Source organism: Longimycelium tulufanense (genome assembly GCF_014645795.1).
GTDB lineage: Bacteria > Actinomycetota > Actinomycetes > Mycobacteriales > Pseudonocardiaceae > Longimycelium > Longimycelium tulufanense.
The window spans coordinates 156331-176157 of sequence record NZ_BMMK01000004.1 but is presented as its reverse complement, the minus strand read 5'-3'; the positions used below and the strand labels follow the sequence as shown (position 1 = coordinate 176157).

General features: G+C 70.0%; 13 protein-coding genes and 1 tRNA gene. 10 read left to right on the top strand and 4 right to left on the bottom strand.

Annotated elements, in window-relative coordinates:
- Positions 1–321 precede the first annotated feature (321 nt).
- Together IEY55_RS06935 and IEY55_RS06930 are read left to right on the top strand one after the other, a co-directional pair.
- A complete protein-coding gene (locus tag IEY55_RS06935) occupies positions 322–1422 on the top strand; it encodes a LacI family DNA-binding transcriptional regulator (RefSeq protein ID WP_189055123.1) in 1101 nt (366 codons plus the stop codon).
- A gap of 192 nt (positions 1423–1614) precedes the next feature.
- On the top strand, positions 1615–2139 hold the full coding sequence (locus IEY55_RS06930) for a hypothetical protein (RefSeq protein ID WP_189055121.1): 525 nt from the start codon (positions 1615–1617) through the stop codon (positions 2137–2139).
- A gap of 650 nt (positions 2140–2789) precedes the next feature.
- On the opposite strand, the gene otsB is transcribed toward IEY55_RS06930, so the two are convergent.
- From otsB to IEY55_RS06915, 3 genes are all read right to left on the bottom strand, one after another.
- A complete protein-coding gene (otsB, locus tag IEY55_RS06925; protein WP_189055119.1) occupies positions 2790–5330 on the bottom strand; it encodes a trehalose-phosphatase in 2541 nt (846 codons plus the stop codon).
- A 49-nt stretch (positions 5331–5379) separates the two neighbouring features.
- Complete coding sequence (locus IEY55_RS06920; protein WP_189055117.1) at positions 5380–6834, bottom strand: alpha,alpha-trehalose-phosphate synthase (UDP-forming); 1455 nt, start codon at positions 6832–6834, stop codon at positions 5380–5382.
- Positions 6835–7107: 273 nt separating this feature from the next.
- A complete protein-coding gene (locus IEY55_RS06915) occupies positions 7108–8562 on the bottom strand; it encodes a threonine/serine exporter family protein (protein ID WP_373289972.1) in 1455 nt (484 codons plus the stop codon).
- 229 nt (positions 8563–8791) lie between these two features.
- Between IEY55_RS06915 and IEY55_RS06910 the strand changes: the two genes are divergently transcribed.
- A tRNA-Thr gene (locus IEY55_RS06910) sits at positions 8792–8864 on the top strand.
- Between the two features lie 476 nt (positions 8865–9340).
- On the top strand, positions 9341–11362 hold the full coding sequence (locus IEY55_RS06905) for a DUF6541 family protein (protein WP_189055116.1): 2022 nt from the start codon (positions 9341–9343) through the stop codon (positions 11360–11362).
- A gap of 348 nt (positions 11363–11710) precedes the next feature.
- Here IEY55_RS06905 and IEY55_RS06900 read toward each other — a convergent pair whose 3' ends face one another.
- Positions 11711–12808 carry a UDP-N-acetylglucosamine 2-epimerase gene (locus IEY55_RS06900; RefSeq protein ID WP_229686133.1) on the bottom strand — a complete coding sequence of 366 codons (1098 nt, stop codon included), beginning with the start codon at positions 12806–12808 and terminating at the stop codon, positions 11711–11713.
- Positions 12809–12861: 53 nt separating this feature from the next.
- Between IEY55_RS06900 and IEY55_RS06895 the strand changes: the two genes are divergently transcribed.
- From IEY55_RS06895 to IEY55_RS06870, 6 genes are all read left to right on the top strand, one after another.
- A complete protein-coding gene (locus IEY55_RS06895; protein ID WP_189055348.1) occupies positions 12862–13911 on the top strand; it encodes a glycosyltransferase family 2 protein in 1050 nt (349 codons plus the stop codon).
- A gap of 14 nt (positions 13912–13925) precedes the next feature.
- On the top strand, positions 13926–15236 hold the full coding sequence (locus IEY55_RS06890) for a lipopolysaccharide biosynthesis protein (RefSeq protein ID WP_229686132.1): 1311 nt from the start codon (positions 13926–13928) through the stop codon (positions 15234–15236).
- Positions 15237–15246: 10 nt separating this feature from the next.
- Positions 15247–15990, top strand: coding sequence for a glycosyltransferase family 2 protein (locus IEY55_RS06885; protein WP_229686131.1), 744 nt, complete (start codon positions 15247–15249; stop codon positions 15988–15990).
- Between the two features lie 36 nt (positions 15991–16026).
- Positions 16027–16476: a DUF2304 domain-containing protein gene (locus IEY55_RS06880; RefSeq protein WP_189055114.1), complete on the top strand. Its 450-nt coding sequence runs from the start codon at positions 16027–16029 to the stop codon at positions 16474–16476.
- Between the two features lie 737 nt (positions 16477–17213).
- A complete protein-coding gene (locus IEY55_RS06875) occupies positions 17214–17825 on the top strand; it encodes a DUF6230 family protein (RefSeq protein ID WP_189055112.1) in 612 nt (203 codons plus the stop codon).
- Positions 17825–19351 carry a DUF6114 domain-containing protein gene (locus tag IEY55_RS06870; RefSeq protein ID WP_189055110.1) on the top strand — a complete coding sequence of 509 codons (1527 nt, stop codon included), beginning with the start codon at positions 17825–17827 and terminating at the stop codon, positions 19349–19351. Before IEY55_RS06875 ends, IEY55_RS06870 begins: the two co-directional genes overlap by 1 nt.
- The last annotated feature ends 476 nt before the right edge of the window (positions 19352–19827 follow it).

Below are 19827 nucleotides of genomic sequence, written 5' to 3'. Positions count from 1 at the left end.
GCCAGGCTCGGGACGACCGGTCGATCGTGACCCTCGGCCGCGCCACCGCGCGCCGCTCCATCCGCCCGCAGCTGATGCTGCGCCATCCGGACGCTATCCCAACACGTTCTGCAGGGCGTTCTACCCATCCGGCTACCTGTCCCAGCTCCCTATCACGCGCGTGAGCGCGCGTACGCGCGTCCTCCGCGCAAACGGTATGCGCAAATTGGTCTGTACCATAGCGACGAATTGCTCACCCCGGTGACCAGCCGAAATGACCGGGAAGCGGGAGGAAAATCACCTGGTCTTCACCAACTGGTTCTGAAACGTTACGGTCCCTACATGGCGCGGTCTACGAACGCGAGGCGCCCCGCCACCCTGGCATCGCTGGCCGCGGAGCTGGGCGTCTCCAGGACAACGGTGTCCAACGCGTACAACCGCCCCGACCAGCTCTCTCCGGAGCTGCGACGTCGGGTGCTGGAAACCGCACGCCGGCTTGGCTACCCCGGGCCGGACCCGGTGGCGCGGTCGCTGCGGACGCGCAAGGCGGGTGCGGTGGGCCTCCTGCTCACCGAGAACCTGTCCTACGCCTTCCGCGACCCGGCGGCAGTCGGCTTCCTGGAGGGGCTCGCACTGGCCTGCGAGGATGCCGGGCAGGGGCTTCTCCTCGTACCGGCAAGCCCGGAACGGGAGGACGTCGCCGCGGTGCACCGGGCCGGCGTCGACGGGTTCGTCGTGTACTCCGTGCCCGACGATGACCCGCACCTCGCTGCCGTGCTGGAGCGTCCGGTACCCACGGTGGTGTGCGACCAGCCCGAGCTGGAGACCGTGGACCGGGTGGGCATCGACGACCGGTCCGCCATCACCGGCCTCGCCCGGCACCTCATCGAGCTGGGCCACCACCGGATCGGCGTGGTGTGCATGCGCCTCGGACGCGACCGCAACGACGACTTCGTGACCCTCGAACGCCAACGCTCCGCACACTTCCACGTGCAACGCACCCGGCTGGCGGCGCTGGCCGACGCCTTCGCCGGCGTCGGCGTCGACTGGGCGACGGTCCCGGTCGTCGAGCGCTTCGACCACACCACCGCCTCCGGCGAGTCCGCCGCCGCCCAGGTGCTGGACCGGGATCCGGAGATCACCGCGTTGATCTGCACCTCCGACATCCTCGCGCTGGGCGCCCTGACCGAGGCGGGCCGCCGCGGCCTTCGGGTCCCCCAGGACCTCACCGTCACCGGCTTCGACGGAATCCCGGAGGCGGACCGCGCCGGCCTGACCACGGTCCGCCAGCCGGTCCTGGAGAAGGGCCGCGCCGCCGGCCGACTCCTGCTGGACAACGCCGAGCACGGCCGGCCACGCAAGGTCACCCTCGACACCGAGCTGATCGCCGGCCGAACCTCCGGTGCACCCCGGGCGGCGGCCCAGATCTGGTACGGCCCCTGACCCACGCTCGAACATGAGCGGTCCGCCCCCGTGTGGGGCGGGCCGCTCATCGTCACGACCGAGGCGCCAGGTGTCCCCAAAGGACACATCTACTGTCACCTGACGTCACACACGACCGAAGATTTGTGCGCCCACCACCAGAACCGGTCACTCTCCTCGATCTTTGCGCTCTTTGCCCGTAGATTCGCAGCCATGACCAAGCAAATCGAATTCACCGACCACATCCACTACAACGGTGGCCTCTGCACGGTCCAAGTGCGAGGCCGCGGCGAGTCGGCCGACAACCGGCTCGATGTCGAGATCTTCTCGGCCGACACCGAAGGCCAGCTGACCGGAGAAGGACACCTTTCACTACCGGTCGGAGCCCTGGTTCCGGCCGCACAACTCCTGCCCCAGGCCCTCACCGGAATAGCACAACTCCACGGCATCAATGTGGGCAAGCTCCCCCGAACCGCACGCGGCAGGCCGGGAAACTCCTTTCAGCCCTGGACCTCAGAGTTGGACGAACGACTCCGCACGGCCTGGATGTCCGGCGATGAACTCCTCTCCGCCTACGAGCTCACCGGCCGCCTAGCAACCGAATTCGACCGCTCCCGCAACGCAATTCGCTCCCGCCTCGCCCGCCTCGGCTGCGACCCCGACATCCCCGGCCGCGAGCTCACCGTCGCAACTGCCCCCACCACGAACGCAATCAACCTCGACAACCACCCCGGATAAGGCACACCAAAGCGCGGAGCCGAAAACGGGTCCGTCAATCAACGGACACTCCCCGGCGTGGAAGCCGAGCTGGTCGCGGCGGTGGGAGACAGCGGCGTGAAACCCTGCGCCGAGGCGTCAGTTGGCGGTGAAGAGGCTCTTCAGCAGTACCCGTGGGCTCGCCAGATGGGTCGGGGCCGGACCAAGCGGAAACACGGTCGAAGGCGCGGTACACGCTGCGCAGATTCTGGTCGAGCGTGACCGGTCGAGGACGGTAGCCGCCGCCCATACAGTGGACCGCGTCGGCGATCTGACCGCCGTGGCCGCTCGGGTTCTGGCGGCGTCGGGTCAGCCTTGCGGAGTCGATCCTCGCTTTCTCCCGCATCCCAGGACAAGCGCCGAGCTGTTGCCTGCCACATGAGGCAACAAGCCCTGCCTGAGCCAAAAATCGTTGTGCTGGGCGCGAATCTTGGATAGGGACAGAAGCGCGTACCCGACGTCCCATGGACAAACGCGGTCGCAGGCCCGGTGACGTGTGTTGAGTTCTGCCTCTGAGGTCCACATCGAGTACTGCGCTGGCTGGCTCGCACCAGGACAACGGGCGGGCCCGACCCGCGACGACGAAGATCGCGATCCGAGCCCGCCCAGGAAAACCAGGGACCGTGCACCGGTCAGGAGACGGAGCTGGCCTCCAAGAGCTGCGCACAGCGGATGAGGCCCAGGTGGGAGTACGCCTGCGGGTGGTTGCCCAACGACCGCTCGGCGATCGGGTCGTACTCCTCGGGCAGCAGGCCGGTCGGCCCGGCCGCGTCGACGAGCTGCTCGAACAGCTCCTCGGCCTCGGTGCGCCGGCCACTGAGCAGGTACGCCTCGATCATCCACGCCGCGCACAGGTGGAACCCACCCTCGTCGCCCGGCAGGCCATCGTCGCGTCGGTACCGGTAAACGGTGGACCCACTCCGCAACTCCGACTCGATCGCCGTCACTGTGGTCTGGAACCGGTCATCGGTCGGGTCGATCAGCCCCGTCAGCCCGACGTGCAGCGACGCCGCGTCCAGGTCGGTGCCGTCGTAGGCCGTGGTGAACGCCTGGACCCCGTCGTTCCAGCCGTTCTTGAGCACGTCCGCGGCGATGGTATCGCGCAGCGCCGGCCAGCTCGGGTCGATCTCCCGGCCGTAGGTCTCGGCCAGCCGCACCGCCCGATCCAGGGTCACCCAGCACATGACCTTGGAGTAGACGTGGTGTCGCGGCGCGTGCCGCTCCTCCCAGATGCCATGGTCCGGCTCGTGCCAGCGCCTGGCCACCGCCTCCGCCATGGCCAGCACCAGGCCCCAGTCGTCGTCGGTGAGCTTGCCGCGCGTGTCGGTCACCCGGACCACCAGCTCGACCACCGGGCCGAACACGTCCAGCTGCACCTGCTGGTTCGCCAGGTTGCCCACCCGCACCGGCCGCGAGCCCGCATACCCGGGCAGCGTGTCGATGACCGCCTCCGGGCCCAGGTTGTTGCCGTGGATCGTGTACAGCGGGTGCAGCCGCTCCGGCCCCGGCAGCGTTGCCAGCACCCGGTGCACCCAGTCCAGAAACGCCTCGGCCTCGGCCGTCGAACCCAGCGACACCAACGTTTGCGCCGTCAACGCTGCGTCCCGCAGCCAGCAGTACCGGTAGTCCCAGTTACGGACGCCACCGATCTCCTCCGGCAGCGACGTGGTCGCCGCCGCCAGGATCGCGCCGGTGTCGCCGTGGCACAGCCCGCGCAGCGTCAACGCCGACCGCGCCACCAGGTCCCGCTCGATCGACGGCAGCCTGAGCTGACGCAGCCACTCCGACCAGTAGGCGCCCGAGCGCCGCCGGCGCTCCTCCTCCGGCACCCGCGCCGGCGACAGTTCATCGGTGCCGCACCGCAACTCGAGCACGATCGGCTTGTCCTGCGCCGGATGAACGACCGCCCGCGCGCTCTCGTGCATGCCGTCCGAGCTGACCTGCCACTCCACGCCCGGCGAGTGCAGCACCATCGGCTCGGAGGTACCCACCACGCGCAGCCCGTCCGGCTCGCTGATCAACCGCACCGGCACCTGGCCGAACTCCGGCCGCGGCGCGAACTCCACCACCGCCGGCGCGCTCCCGGAGATCACCCGGATCAGATCGGTGCGGTGCGGCGCCGCGTAATGGTCCAGGTAGTCCGTCACCAACAGCCGCGACCAACGGGTCTCCACGGTCATGGTGCCCGGTACGTAGCGCTGCCCCAGCGGCAGCCCGTTCCGATCCGGCTTCACCCAGAAGTAGCCGGCGCCCACGCCACCGAGCAGATCGGCGAACACCGCCGCCGAGTCCGGCTCCGGGTGGCACATCCAGGTGATCTTCGCGTCCGGGGTGACCAGCGCGACCGAGCGCTCGTTGGCCAGCAGGCTCATCCGCTCGATCGGCACCGCCTGCTCGCCGTACAGCCAGGTGCGCCGTTCCTCCAGCAGGAACGCCAGCACGCACGCCACCTCGGTGGTGCTGTCGATGCGGAAGGCGGCCAGCGTGTCCCCGGGCCCGACCTTGATTCCCATGTCCGGGCCGTGTAGCCGGGCGAACGCCTTCTCGTCGGTGACGTCGTCACCGAGGAACAACGCCGCGGTCGCGCCCACCTGGTGCCGCAGCACATCCAGGGCCTGGCCCTTGTCGGTCTGCACCACGGCCAGCTCGATGACGGCCTTGCCCTCGGTCACCTGCACGCCGTCCCACAGGCACGGGCCGGAGCGGATCGCGTCCAGCACCTGCTCGCCCACCTCGGGCGCGGCCCGCCGCACGTGCACCGCCAGGCTCGCCGGCTTCTCCTCCAGCAGCACGCCCTCGGCGCCGGTGATGATGCGCTCCAGCTCCGCGCGCAGCCGCCGGTGCAGGCCCCGGGCGGCCGGGTCCAGCGCGTGCACGAAGCCCACGTCGAACTCCGAGCCGTGGCTCCCGACGAGATGGACCTCCGCCGGCAGCCGGGACAGGGTCGCCAGGTCGCGCAGGGCACGGCCGGAAATGACCGCGGCCGTCGTCGACGGCAGGCCGGCCAGCGACCGCAGCGCGTTCACCGACTCCGGCAGCGGGCGGGCCCGCTCGGGGTCTTCCACGATGGGCGCCAGCGTCCCGTCGTAGTCGCAGGCGACGAGCAGCCGTGGCGTTCGCGCCAACTGGACGATCGCGCGGCGCAGCTCGGCAGGGAGGGCCTCGGCGGTCAACGCCTCTCTCCTCACGGGCGTCGGGGCTGTTGTGCAGGGGTTGTGGTGCCTAGTCTCGCTCAGACTCAGTGTGCGGCTGCGCGCCCAGTGCCTCGAGGAACGACCGTGCCCAGCGATCGACGTCGTGGGTGAGAACCTGGCGGCGCAGCGCGCGCATCCTACGGCGGCCCTCGGCCGGGTCCACGGTGAGGGCGGAGTACAGCGCGTTCTTCACGCCGTCCAGGTCGTGCGGATTGACCAGGAAGGCGCTGGTCAGCTCGGCGGCCGCGCCGGCGAACTCGCTGAGCACGAGCGCGCCGCCCAGGTCGTAGCGGCAGGCCACGTACTCCTTGCAGACCAGGTTCATACCATCCCGGACCGGGGTCACGACCATGACGTCGGCCGCCGAGTACATGGCGACCAGCTCCTCCTTGTCCACGGACGTGTGCAGGTAGTGCACCGCCGGGCGACCGACGCGGGAGAACTCCCCGTTGATCCGCCCGACCTCGCGCTCGATGTCCTCCCGCATCTGCCGGTAGTGCTCGACCCGCTCCCGGCTGGGCGTGGCCAGCTGGATCATGACCACCTCGCCGGCCTCGACCCGCCCCTCGTCGAGCAACTCGTGCAGCGCGTGCAGCCGGACGTCGATGCCCTTGGTGTAGTCCAGCCGGTCGATACCCAGCAGGATCTTCTTCGGGTTGCCCAGCTCGGTCCGGATCTCCCGGGCCCGCTGCTGGATGTCCCGACGGCGGGCCAGCGCGTCCAGGCCCGCCGAGTCGATCGAGATGGGGAAGGCGCCCACCCGCACGACCCGGTCGCCGAAGGGCACCACGCCGGGCTTGGTGCGCACCCCGACCGCGGCCCGGCTGGGCTCCAGCCCCGCCAGCCGGCGGCTCAGCCACAGGAAGTTGTGCGCCCCTCCCGGCCGGTGGAACCCGACCAGGTCGGCGCCGAGCAGGCCGCGAATGATCTCGGTCCGCCACGGCAGCTGCATGAACAGTTCGACCGGGGGAAACGGGATGTGCAGGAAGAACCCGATCCGCAGGTCCGGGCGGCGCTCCCGCAGCATCGCCGGCACCAGCTGCAGCTGGTAGTCCTGCACCCAGACGGTGGCCCCGGGACCGGCCACCTCGGCGGCGGCCTCGGCGAACCGTCGGTTCACCCGCACGTAGGCGTCCCACCACCGTCGCTCGAACACCGGCGGTGCGACCACGTCGTGGTACAGCGGCCACAGCGTCCCGTTCGAGAAGCCCTCGTAGTAGTCCCGCATCTCCTCGGTGCTCAGTCGCACCGGGTGCAGCCGCAGTCCCTCCTCGGCGAACGGGTCCACGTCGATGTCGGCCACCCCGGGCCAGCCCACCCAGGCACCCTGCCGGGCGCGCAGGAACGGTTCGAGGGCACTGACCAGACCACCCGGGCTACGTCGCCACCGCTGCGAGCCGTCCTCCAGGCGCTCCAGGTCGACGGGTAGGCGGTTCGCCACCACGACGAAGTCCGCCCGTCCCACGCCTGCACCGTTGGTCACGTGCCTCGCCCCTCCTGTCGCCGACGCGGGTGTGCCACACCGCCGGCGGCTCGCCCGGCCGGCGTCACCGCCCGTCCACGCCGCCCGTCCCGCGGACGCCGGATCGCGACCCGGCCGGGGCGTTGGCCCAGCGCACGGCGCGGTCACAAGATCCGCGGAACCTGGCACCGAGGTTATCGGGGCGGGCCGGCGCTTGCGTGCCCGCGTCGCTCCCATCACACCCGATCGGCCCTGTCAGTGCCCGCTCCGCCACCGGACGTGGGAGCGCCGGCGTCACTCCAGCCGACGGTCGGCCGGACGCAGCGGCCCCGCCATCCGGGGCCCGGCCAGCCGGCGCTCCAGTCGACCCAGCCCGGTGCGGACCGGCTGCGCCAGGTACTCGCCGAGCACGACACCCGCGGCGAGCGCCATGGCGACACCGGCCGCGAGCACCAGCGTGGACAGCCCGACGCCGATGTCGTTCTGCACGGTGAGCTGGAACAACCCGCGGTAGGTGGGCAGACCGGGCAGCAGCGGCGTAATGCCCGAGACCGCGACCACCAGCGGGGGCACCCGCAGCCGGCGAGAGATCACCCCGCCGACGAAGCCGATCAAAATGGCCGCGGCCGCGGACGCCACCAGCGTCTCGAAGCCGAACAACGTGAGCACGACGTGACTGGTCAGCCCGGTGGCGCCGGCCGCGGCGGCAATGAGTAGCGCACGCAACGTCGCGTAGCTCGCCAGCGCGAAGCAGGCCGAGGTGGTGGCGCCGGCCGCCGCCATCAGCGGCAGGTCGGAGGGCATCGGGGGCAGCGGGTCACTGGCGGAGTTGGCCGAGATCGGCACCCCGAGCCACACCGCGGTGCGCAGCGCCAACGCCACCCCGGTAACCAGCCCCACCGACATCATGGCCAGTTCGGTGGCGCGACCCGCCGCGGTGACGTTGAACCCGGTGATGGCGTCCTGCACCACGCTGACCAGGGACAGGCCGGCCAGCACCACCACGATGCTGGCGGCGATCGCCAGCGACGGGCGTATCCCGGTCGGGAGCAGGCCGGTGGCGTACAGCGCGGACATGACGCCGGTGCCCAGCGCACCGCCGACGGCGTACTGGAAGAACAACGGCAGTGCGCGCCGGTGGAGCACCCGGTTCACCCGGTCGATTAGCGCGGTGACCCCGGCGGCCAACAGCGAGAGCACCAGCCCTCCGCCCAGCAGCAGCGACACCGCGGCCGCCATCCCGGCCAGGGCGGCCGTGGACACCCAGCGTGGGTAGGGGTGCGGGGCGGTGGTGATGCTGTCCAGTTCGGCGTAGGCGTCGGAGGCGCTGATGTCGCCGTTGGTGATTCGCCGCACGAGGTCCTCGACCGCGGCGAGGCGGGTGTAGTCGTGGTTGCGGAACCGGACCACCCGCAACGTGGCCACCGGCGCCGCGTCGGTTCCCCGGTGGCAGCACACGGTGATCGACGTGAAGATCACATCGACCTCGCATCGCGGCAGGCCGTAGGCGTTGGTGACCGCCAGCATCGTGGCCGTGACGTCGGCCGCGCCCGCGCCGCTGGACATCTGCACCTCGCCGATGCGCAGGGCCAGATCGAGCACGAGATGCACGGTGGCGTCGTCGGGCAGCTCCGGCCCGTACACCCGTCCGTTGCCCGTTGTGCGTACCTCGGTTGGCAGGGCGACACGCGCCCGATGAGAGCCCTCACGCCACCAGAACACGTTCCGGGCGCGTTGTCCCAACCGCACGAACGACACCTCCCCACGGCCTACTCGAATTGCTGTCTCGGTTGCTGTCCCCGCGTGGCATCGGCGCACTTGGCCGCGCCGTTGCAAGTCGCTCGGCGTGGTCTCCGACACATCACACGAAAGAGTTGTAATGGCACGGTTGGTAGTCGAATCGGTTCCGTGGTGTGACCGGCCCCGGCCGCGCGCGGCGGCGCTTACGATGTGCGCGGCGACGGGACGACGTCGCCGCGCCGGCGTAGCTCAACTGGCAGAGCACTCGCCTTGTAAGCGAGCGGTTGAGGGTTCGAGTCCCTCCGTCGGCTCTGGCCGGTGTGACCAGCGGAAACACCGTGCTGGTCACACCGTACCCCCGGGGTGCGCCCGCTGGCACGTCGCGCTGGGGACACCTCGCTCCTGGACGGAACCGCCAACGGGGCGGGGCTGTCCGCCGTGCGGACCTCGGCCCCCTCGGTGCGCGCGTCATGGGGCACGGGTGGCGGGAACACCGGGTGAGCAACGTTCTTGCGGCTTCCGGCATGAGGATGTGTCTCCACCCGCCATCCGGGGGAGGGATCGGTCACCCCCTGCAGACCCCGTGTGATCGACGATCGAACCTCCAGCGCCGTGACCGGCGTCAAGGCAACCGTGCCGCGTCCCAGCCGTCCTCTCCATGGATGCCCTGAGCAGGGTGTCTGCCCCCGGCGGGGTACTGTGTGAACGCCGCCTGACCGGGCTGAGGCCCACGACACGCCGGCGGCGTGGTAGGCGGATCTGACCGAGTCGTGGGGAATCCGAATCGATGGTCATGCTGGTCCTGTTGGCGATCTGGGTGCCTGGTCTCCTGCTCGGTCTCACGCTCCGGCTGCGCGGCTGGACCCTGGCCGCCGCCGCGCCCGTCCTGACCTTCGGCGCCGTGGCGACCGGCACCGCGGTGCTGGGCAGGCTCGGGTTTAGCTGGAGCTGGTGGTCCTTCGGCGGCTGGGTCCTCGGCGTCGCCGTCGTACTCGGCCTCACGTCCTGGCTGATGGCGCGCCGGGCGGGAACCGCGGCCGCGCGCAAGAGCACGGACGGCGGGCCCGCCGAGACCACAGCCGGCGTGGAGCCTGGCCGCACGGACAGTCGTTCCCCGCGCGACCACGTCGTGGTCGCCGTGGGCGTCCTCGCCGGGCTCGTCGTGGGCGCGGTCACGTTCCTCCGCGGCATCGGCGGCCTGGGCACGATCAACCAGGACTGGGACGCGCCGTTCCACGCCAACGCGATCCGGTGGATCGCCGAGCACGGCGACCCGCTGCCGTCGGCCCTGGCGCCCATTGCCAACGAGGCGTCGAACGGGAGCTACTTCTACCCGAACACCTACCACGCGTTGCTGGCGCTGGTGTTCGACCCGAACGGCGGCAGCATGCCGGAGGTCCTCAACCTCGGAGCGCTGGCCATGGTCCTCGCCTGGCCACTCGGCGTGGCCGCGGTGGGGATGGCGTGGCGGATGCCCGCGCTCGGCGTCGCCGCCGCGGCCGCGGTCTCCACCTGGTTCAGCACCTTCCCGTACGACCAGCTCTGGCGCGGGCCGCTCTGGCCTTACGTCGCGGGTGTCGCGTTGATCCCCGCCACCCTGGCCCTCGCGCGGCACGTGATCGTGCCGCGCGGGCTCGCCGGCCCGGTCGGCCTGGGGCTGGCCGGGGCCGGCCTGGTGGGGCTGCACCCGAGCGTGGCCTTCGTCCTGGCGGCCTACGCCGTCATGCTGCTGCTGGCGCTGCTTCTACGCTTCGAGCCGGTCCGGTGGCGGGTGGCCCGCCTCCCCCTGGCGGCCACGGTGGTCGTGACCGGGCTGCTGGCGGTGCTGGTCATGATTCCCGCCCTGTCGGCAAAGGCCGGTGTGACCGCCGCCCGCTGGCCGCTGATCGCCACCCCGGTGGAGGGCTTCGGCCAGGCGATCCTGTTCTCGCCCAACGCCCCGAACCCGCAGTGGTGGCTCGGCATCCCCGCTTTGGTGGGTATCGGCCTGTTGATCGCGCATCGCCGGCTGCTCTGGGTCGTCGGCGCCTACCTGATCTTCGCGATCGCCTACGCGGGCTGCGCCTCGCTCGAGTCGCAATGGGTGTTCACCATCACCGGCCCGTTCTACAACGACGCGTGGCGGTTCGGTGCCCTGCTGCCGCTCGCGGGTGCCTTGGCCATCGGCGAGCTCGTGAACACCCTCTCCGGGGCCGTCCGTGACAAGCTGACCGCCCGTTTCCGACAGCCTTGGTTGCCCGTCACCGCGACACTCACCGCTGGCGCGGTGATGATCGCGATGCTCGGCGTCCTCGGCCACGGCGCATACCTGCACCGCAATACCGAACGGCTTGCCTGGAAGAACAACGACGCGTCGGGGCCGGACGGTGACAATTCCGGCGCCACCGTCACCAAGGGGGAGCGCGAAGCCTTCCAGTGGCTCAAGGAGCATGCGGGCGACTCCCCCGTGATGAACGACCACAGCGATGGTTCGGTGTGGATGTACGCCCTGGCCGGGGTCAAGCCCGTGGACTGGAGTTTCTACGGGAGCCCGGCCGACAGCGACTCGGGAATGCTCAACCAGCACTTCAACGAGCTGGACACCAACCCGGACATCCGCCGGAAGGTCGACGAACTCGGCGTGCGTTACGTGATGGTCGGACGCGGGTTCGTGCGCGGCAACCAGTCCGTACGGGCGCCCGGAATGGTCGCCCTGGACAGCGTCCCGGGACTGCGCGAGGTCTACACGAACCCGGATGCCACCATCTACCAGGTCACTGACGCGCCGGAGCCCGTGTCCACGCCGCAGCTGTCCAACTCTCGGCGCTGACCGTCGCCCCGACATTGGGAAGGCTCCCGGGCTGCCGCGGTGACAGCCCGAGCCGGAGTGGTCCTGACGGACGAGATCCGTGCCGTTGACGACGCCGGCCAGCAGGTGACCGGGGCCATACCCAGCCACAGCCGCTGGCCGAACCATGCAGAAGCCGACCGTCTGCCGGCTGTGAACCCCGCGTAGCGCAAGTAATCCGGGACACAGCTCGACCGCGAACCGGCTCAGACATCGTGTCTCACGTTTGTGGCTGTACCAACCTCGGCGGCCCGTTACCAACTGCACCAACCAAACATGGGGCCGGCCCTGCAGGGCCGGCCCCATGTCGTCGTTCCGGAAGTCGGTTGCTCAGCAGAACCCGAGCTGCGCCAACGTCTCCACGATCGTCTCGCTCGGGTGGTAACGGTCCAGAGTGGACGGATGGCGCAGTGCCTCGGGGTCGTCGAGGAACTTCTTCAGGCCCTCGGTGCGCATCCCCGTCAGCACGATGTTCTGGCCCAGGCCCTGGTGCCGCTCCGTCCGTTCGCGGTGGATCGCACAGGGCACGCCGAGGTACGCGCACTCCTCCTGCAGACCACCCGAATCGGTGACCACGAACGCGGCGCGTGCCAACACCGGCAGGAACTCCAGGTAACGGAGCTTGGGGCGCAGCAGGAACCGCTCGTCGTCGAACAGGTGATACAGGTCGAGCTGTTCCAGGCGCTCGCGCTCCGGCGGGCCGACCAGATAGACCAACGGCGTGTGGGCGCTGGCGTCCCGCAGCAGCTCCAGCACCTCGCGGTAGCGCTCCGGCCGGCGCAGCAGCTCGAACCGGTGCAGGGTCACCAGACCGAACCGCTCGGGCAGGTCGAAGGCGACCTTCTCGTTCCCCTTGGCGAACCGCAGGGCGTCGATCACCGTGTTCGCGCCGGTGTCCACCACGACCCCGCGTGCCCTGCGCAGGTTCCGCACCTCGCGGGAGGTCGGGGCGAAGTGGATGTCCACCATGTGCGCGGCCACCCGGCGGTTCGCCTCCTCCGGCAGCGGGCTCAACAGACTGCCGCTGCGGGTGCCGGCCTCGACATGGGCGACCCGGGCACCGAGAAGACGGCCGAGGAATGCGCCGTACGGCGTGGTGAAGGTGTCGCCATGCACGATCACCAGGCCCGGCCGGCCGTCATCGGTGAGCGCCCTGCGGAGCTCCGCGCGCCGCGCGTAGGCGGTCCGGGCCACCGTCATGGCCCAGCGGGGCACCTGGGCTGGCCGCTCCACGTGCGTGGCGACCTCCCGGGGCACCAGCCACTCGTCCGGCTCCGGCAGCCGCAGGTCCTCCAGCACCTCCGGCACGTCGTGCACGTGCTGGGCGGTGAACCAGAGCAGCGCCTTGGTCCCCCGGTTCATCAGTGCGTGGTAGACGGGCGCGATCTTGATGAGCTCGGCCGTGGTGCCGGCGACGAAGGAGATCACTCGAAGACCCTTAGTCTCGGTACAGACGTAGCAGCAGGATACTGGCAGGCGTGATGAGCCCGAGCAACTCACCCAGCGAGCAGGAAAGGCCCAGCTCAGCGGGCCTGCCCAGGCTCACCGTCGTGATCCCGGTCTACAACGAGGAGAGCTGGATCACCCGCTCCGTCCAGGCGGTGCTGTCCGCGCTCACCAACGCGGAGTGGCCGGCCCAGGTGATCGTCGTCGACGACGGCAGCACCGACGCCACGCCGCAGCGCCTGGCCGAACTCGCCGAGCAGCACGGAATCACCGTGGTGCGGCAGGAGAACCAGGGCCGGTTCCGGGCCCGCCAGGCCGGTGTCGCCAGGGCCACCGGGGAGCAGGTGTTGTTGGTGGACAGCCGGGTCATCGTCGATCCCGGAGCGCTGAAGTTCCTCCGGGGCCAGCTCACGGAGCATCCGGAACGCGTGGTGTGGGGTGGCCACGTCAACGTGGACACCGACGGTAACCTCTACGCCGGTTTCTGGTCGGGCCTAGTGGCGTTCGGCTGGCGGCGGTACTTCACCAACCCCCGACTTGTTTCCTTTGATATCACCGAGTTTGACGCATTCCCCAAGGGAACGGGGTTCTTCTGCGCACCGCGTGCCATGTTGATCAACGCAGGTGAGTCGTTCTCGTCGCTCTTCTCCGATGCCCGGTTGGCCAGCGACGACACCCGCATGTTGCGCTGGATCGCCGAACGTGAGCGCATTCACCTCTGCCCGGAGTTCTCCGCGACCTACCACGGACGGGACTCCCTGTCGAAGTTCGTCCGGCATTCGTTCTTCCGTGGCACCACATTCGTCGACAGCTACCTCGACTCTCCGGGGCCGGTACGGCGCATGTTGATCTGGGCCATCGTTGCCGGACTGGCCGGGCTTGGTCTGCTGCGGCGACGGCCCAGGACCTTCGCCGTGCTCGCCGTCACGACCTCCGCCGGCCTCGGAGCCGCCGTGCGACGGTGCGGTGGCAGTTCGGGGGAGGCACGCTCGGTGGCCGGTCTGTTCCCGTTGTTTGCGGTCTGTTTCGGCACTGGGGTACTCCGCGGACTCGGTAAGGCCCTGCGGAAACGGCTGGCGCGATGAAGGCGGAGGCTAGCGTGTCCGGTACCGAGATGCCCGCTGTCGGCCGCTCGGTCGGGACGGTAGGTATCGCCTTGCTCGTGGCGGTCGGGCTCGGCTATGTCGTGCTGATCGCTGTGGGCCGGCTTCTCTCTCCGGCGGACTACGCGATCTTCATGACTTTCTGGGGTGTCGTGTTTGGCGTCGGCGCGACGCTGGCCCCTCTGGAGCAGGAGACCTCGAGACAGGCCGCGCTCGCCGCGGTGCACGGACAGCGGGCTGGCGCGACCGTCCTTCGCACGGTCGCCGTTGGTGCCGCGGCCGCGGCCGTGTTCGGGCTATTGATCCTCGTGCCCGCAATGAATGAAAGGCTGTTCAGCGGGTACGGCGCTCTGGCGGTGGTCGCGGGGGTCGCCGGCGTGGCGTTCGCTCCCCAGTACGGGGTGCGGGGCCTGCTGATGGGCCAGCACCGAGTCCGCTTTTACGGGGGCCTGATCGTGGCGGAGGCCGGGCTACGGTTGGTCCTGCTCGGCGCGGTGGTCCTCGCGGTCGTAACGGGGTTGGTGCCCGTGGTGGGGGTGGTGCCGGCCGCGATCACGGTAGCTGTGGGGTCGTTCGCCTGGCTGTTGTTTGTCCGGCCGGCCACTACGGCGGTGGACCGCCACATCCCCGGTGAGCGCTGGAGCGGTGTGACACAGCGCGTGGTGGTCCTGATGGCGAGCGCCGGCCTGACCGCCACGGTGATCACCGGCTATCCGGCGATGGTCCGGCTGCTGGCGGGAGGCGACCTGACCCCGCTCGGGGCGCTGTTCGCCGCGCTGATGATCCTGCGGTTTCCGTTGCTCCTGATGTCGCCGCTCCAGGCGATGGCCGTGCCGTTGGTAGTACGACTGTCGCATTCGGATGATGGCCGGCACCGCCTGCGCGTGTTGTTGGCCCAGGGAATCGTCGGCTCGATCCTGATCGCCGCCGTGGGAGCTGTCCTGGGTGCCTTGGTAGGTCCGTGGGGCGTCCGTTTCCTGCTCGGTCCGCGGTACCACGTGGACGCGTGGGCCGCCGGCGGCCTGTTGGCCTCCTCGGTCCTGCTAACAGCGATCCAGTTGCTTTGTGCCGTGCTGATCGCCCGGACACAGGTGCACCGCGTGCTGCTCACCTGGGCGGTCATTGCGGCCACCAGCGCCGTAGTGCTGGTCGCGTGGCCGGCCACCCCGCTGGTTCGGGCGGTCCTGGGCCTGGTGCTTGCGCCGGCCCTGGGGCTTGGGGTCGCGGTCGCTTGCGTGCTGCGGCACGACGCAGGCCCGTCCCGACTACCGCACGGTAGCGACGAGGCTCCGGAGGGCGGCCGCTAGAGTGGATGTCGTGTCCACAGCTGCCGTCGACACCCGTCGGGTGCTCATCGTTCTCCCGGCGCTCAACGAGGAGCAGAACGTCGAGCAGGTCGTCACGGAGGTCCGTGAACACCTGCCCACTGCGGACGTCCTCGTGGTCGACGACGGCTCGACGGACGCCACCACCGACCGTGCGCGGGCCGGCGGGGCGCGGGTCGCCCGGCTCGCTGTGAACCTTGGTGTGGGTGGCGCCATGCGGACCGGGTTCCGGTACGCGCTGCGCCGTGGCTACGACGTCGTGGTCCAGGTCGACGCGGACGGGCAGCACGACCCGCGCAACGTGGCCGAGCTGCTGGAGCAGCTCGAGGACGCCGACCTGGTGATCGGCGCCCGGTTCGCCGGGCGCGGGTCGTACGTGGCCAAGGGGCCGCGACGGTGGGCGATGTGGGTGCTGGCCTTCGCGTTGTCGAGGCTGGCCCACACCAGGCTCACCGACGTCACCTCAGGCTTCCGCGCGGCCGGCCCCCGGGCAGTTCGGCTGTTCGCCCAGCATTACCCGGCCGAGTACCTGGGTGACACGGTGGAGTCGCTGGTCATTGCCATGCGGGCTGGGTTCACGGTGCGCCAGGTGCCGGTCGAGATGCGGGTCCGCAATGGGGGTACGCCGAGCCAGACCCCTGTCCGCGCCGCCGTGTACCTTTTCCGGGCGGGCTTGGCGCTGCTGCTCGCGCTGGTCCGGCGGAGGCCGTCGCTGTCGGCGTCGGACTCGGTCTAGGACCGGTCCAGGCCCACCCAACCACAGGAGGTCGTCGTGCCTGGTTGGCGCCTGCTGAGTGTCATTGTCGCGATTGCGGTGCTGGTCATCGTCGTGGAGATGATGCGGCGCCGGAAGCTGCGGGAAAAGTACGCCGGGGCGTGGCTGCTCGTCGGCCTCGGCGTCGTCATCTTCGGTGTCTTCCCGGGCGTGGCCGAGGCGCTGGCGCGGGCGACCGGCATCCTCACCGCGGCCAATCTGGTCTTCCTGTTGTCGGGCTTGGTCCTGTTGGTGGTGTCGCTGCAGCTCAGCAGCGAGATCGGCCACCTTGAGGAGGAGGTCCGCACCTCGGTGGAGGAGATCGCGTTGCTCCGCTGCGAGCTGGACGAGACCCGCCGTCGGCTCGAGGAACAGATCGGCGAGATCGCGGCGCGTACCAACGGGCCCCACGCGCCGAACGAGACGCCGGCGGGCCTGGAGAACGGCGTCACCCCGGCGCGGAGGTGACCGTCAGGCCGGCAGGTGGGCCATTCCGGAGTCCGGCTGAGCACTGGGCGGGTGTGGTTGTCGCGTGCTTGCCGGTGCTGGGCACAGCAGGTCGCTACGTCGAGGCTGTCATGGGCCCTCACCGCGTTGGTGGATGCCAGGCCGAACCTTTCGGAGAACCGCGCGGACAGCGGTACGGCTGCAGTGGGTTGGTCGGTGGTCCCAGGGCCCTCCGCCGAGGGCGTTGCCCGGGGCGCGTGGGCGGGGTGGACGCAGCGAGCGAGGTGGGCCGCCGCTCCGTAACCGTGCCGGCCTGGGCCTCGTACGGCGTGGGGCCCCGGGGCTCTCGCCTGATCGAGTGTCGTCGGGGCGATCGAAAAAACGTCGGCCAACCGATGCTTTGATCTTGTTTTCCGCGATGAATTAGTCCAATTGGTTGACAAGGAGAGCGATAAGCCCTGTTGATGATGGGCTGGGTCGTTTCCCGTCCCTTTTCTCGGCTACCACTCATGGGTGAGTGACAGACCGACCGGTCGGTGTGACCTCACTCACCTGTCATGGTGATGGTGCTGGTCAGGGTCGTGTCGCGTGGCCCTCCTGGACGATTCAGAACGAAACTCGTCCGTAAACTCTTGTGCCCTTGCCCGGCTTGGGTGAAGCTCGTCACGCCGACCGGCGGAGCGCGTCCCTTCGAAGGAAGGTACGTGCGGGGCCACCCGCCGCGATCAACACACGTTGCGCGGAACGAGGAGGATTGCATGGGTGAGTCGAACGCCCGCGGCAGAACTCGGTGGGGTCGGTTCCTGGCCGCCGCTGCCGCCGGTGGGCTCGGTGTCGGCGTGCTGCTGTTCGGGATCCAACAGGGTGCTCTCGCGGCGAACATCTCGGTCGCCGGCACCACGTTCAAGGCCTCGGCGAGCAAGCTCAGTGGCACTGGCTTCGTGCAGTACGCCTCCGTCGACCACGGCAGCGAGGGGCAGGCGCACACCGTCGCGGTCAACGCGATGCGCAAGGCCACGGCGGACGACTTCTGCCAGACCAGTGTGGTGGACCTTCCCGTCGTCGGTACCCAGACGATCAAGATGACCGCGGCAGGCAAGGGTGCCGCCCAGATGGACAACTTCGTGCTGGACCTGGTCGACCTCAACGGTGAGACCTTCACCGTGGGCAACCTGGAGGTCGGTGTCGACGCCGGGCAGCTCGCAAAGGGTCCGGAGGGTGCCAAGGGCACCCCCGGCGGCATCGGTCTGCAGGGCGACACCGTCGAGGTCACCGCCGCCAAGCAGGTGGCCTGGAAGCTGACCGCGGGCACGCTGCGGGTCAAGGGCCTGCAGCTGAAGGTGATCCCCGGCAAGAGCGAGTGCTTCTGATGACCGTGCACAACCCCAGGTGGCCCGCTCCGAAGACGGGGCGGGCCGCGGGGCACTCGCGGCTGGGCGGCGCCCGGTCCCGGGTGGGCACGGCGTGGGCCAGGTTCCGGGACTGGCGGCAGGGCCGCCCGTTCTGGGCCGGCCTGCTCGTCGCCCTGGGTGCCCTTGCGCTGCTCTACCTGCCGTTCGGCACCATCAAGCTGGGTGAGCTGATCATCTCGATCAGCACCGTCGGCGGGGTCTCCTCGCTGCTGATCGGGTTCGTCATGCTGGCCGCGGCGGTGTCGCTGTGGGTGCGCCCGCAGTACCGGCTGGTCGCCGGGATCTCCACGATCCTGCTGTCGCTGGCCGCCGTGGTCACCGCGAACCTCGGCGGCTTCCTGATCGCCACGGTGCTCGGCATCGTCGGCGGGGCGTTGGCCCTCGCCTGGACCGACAAGCCCGCTGCCCAGCGGCCGCGGCGCAGGGTCCCGGCGGCGCCGACCGTCGTCCTGGAGGAGGCGCGGACCACCCCGCTGGAGCGGGTGCCCGGGCCGACCACCGAGGAGGAGATCACCGAGACGATCGTCCGGGCCGGCGAGGAGCAGGCGGCTCCGCAGCGGGAGGCCACCGAGGCCGAGCCCCCCGACGAGGTCCCCGGTGGTACCGCCGGCGGGCAGGGCCAGACCATCTCCCACGGTGGTCTCCGGGGCCGGGACGAGGATGGCGGCGGGGCACCGGGCGACCGGCGCCCGACCGGGCGACTGCGGATGCCACCCGGCCTGACGCTGCTCGGCGTCATCGCCTCCGCGGGCGCGTTGGTCGTGGCCACCGGAGTCACGCCGGCGCACGCCCAGTCGGACGACTGGTGGTGGCCGTGGCCGAAGCCGACGCAGACGACCGACGCCGGCACACCGTCGACGCGGCCAACCCCGACACCGAGCGGGACGCCGGGGAAGCCGTCCCCGTCGGGATCGGAGTCCGGTGCGCCGACGTCCGGTGCGCCGACGGAGTCCACCGAACCCTCGTCCCCGACGACCCCGACGCCGGCCCCGCCACCCGAGGGCGGGGAGAAGATGCAGCCCTTCGGCAACGCGTTCACCCTGCAGACCCCCAAGCTGGAGCTGAAGCAGCTTCGCTTCATCGGGCCGAAGACGGTGACGGTCCAGGGGAAGCCGGTGAAGGTCATCGAGTTCCAGGCCGCCGGCATCAACATTCATGACATGGTCATGACATCGGACTACGGCAACGGGAAGCAGCTGGTGATCCGGGCCGGCAAGGGAACGGTCACCACGATCGGTCCCGGTCCGGTCACGCTGTACACGGAGCGGCTGGTCGGCACGCTCGCGGCGGTCGGTCCCATCCCGCTGCCGCCGCAGATCGGCCCGTTGCCCCTGCGGATGGACATCAGTGGGGACAACCCCGGAATCGCCCCGCTGTTGGGGCTGCTTCCCCTCGACCTGACGTTCAGCAACGTGGACAACCGGAACACCCTGTTGTCGGGCGGAACCATCCACGTTCCCAAGCCGCACCTCAGTGTGGAGTGACGGTGGTTGTCGGCGGGGTTGCGGTGAAGCCGTCTTCCCGCGAGTCGACCATCAGGGCAAGTCGAGCCATCCGAAGCTGACGGGGGCCGCTACGACCGCATGAGGTATCGCGAGTGCGGTCGTAGCGGCCTCGACCTTTCGGTGATTTTCCCTGGTTACTCGGGAGAATCTCGGCGACGCCCGTCCACATGAGACGCGACGTTCGATCGTCTTCGTGCCTTCGACTTCGGAGTCATGCACTTCGACTGGGCCACATACTGAGGTCCTCCGTTGGGCACGGCGGAGTGGAAGTTTGGTCGCATGCTGCGCTGGAACCTGTGGCCCTACCCTCACGAGCTAGCCATCTCCACGACAGCCGAGTACAGGATGCACCCGGTTCCCTTCGGTGAATGGGGATCACGCGGGTATCAATGTCCTCTTTGGACTTCTCCTGCGCCGGATGCGATCTTCTACGTCGGAATCTTCGACCCGCGCCG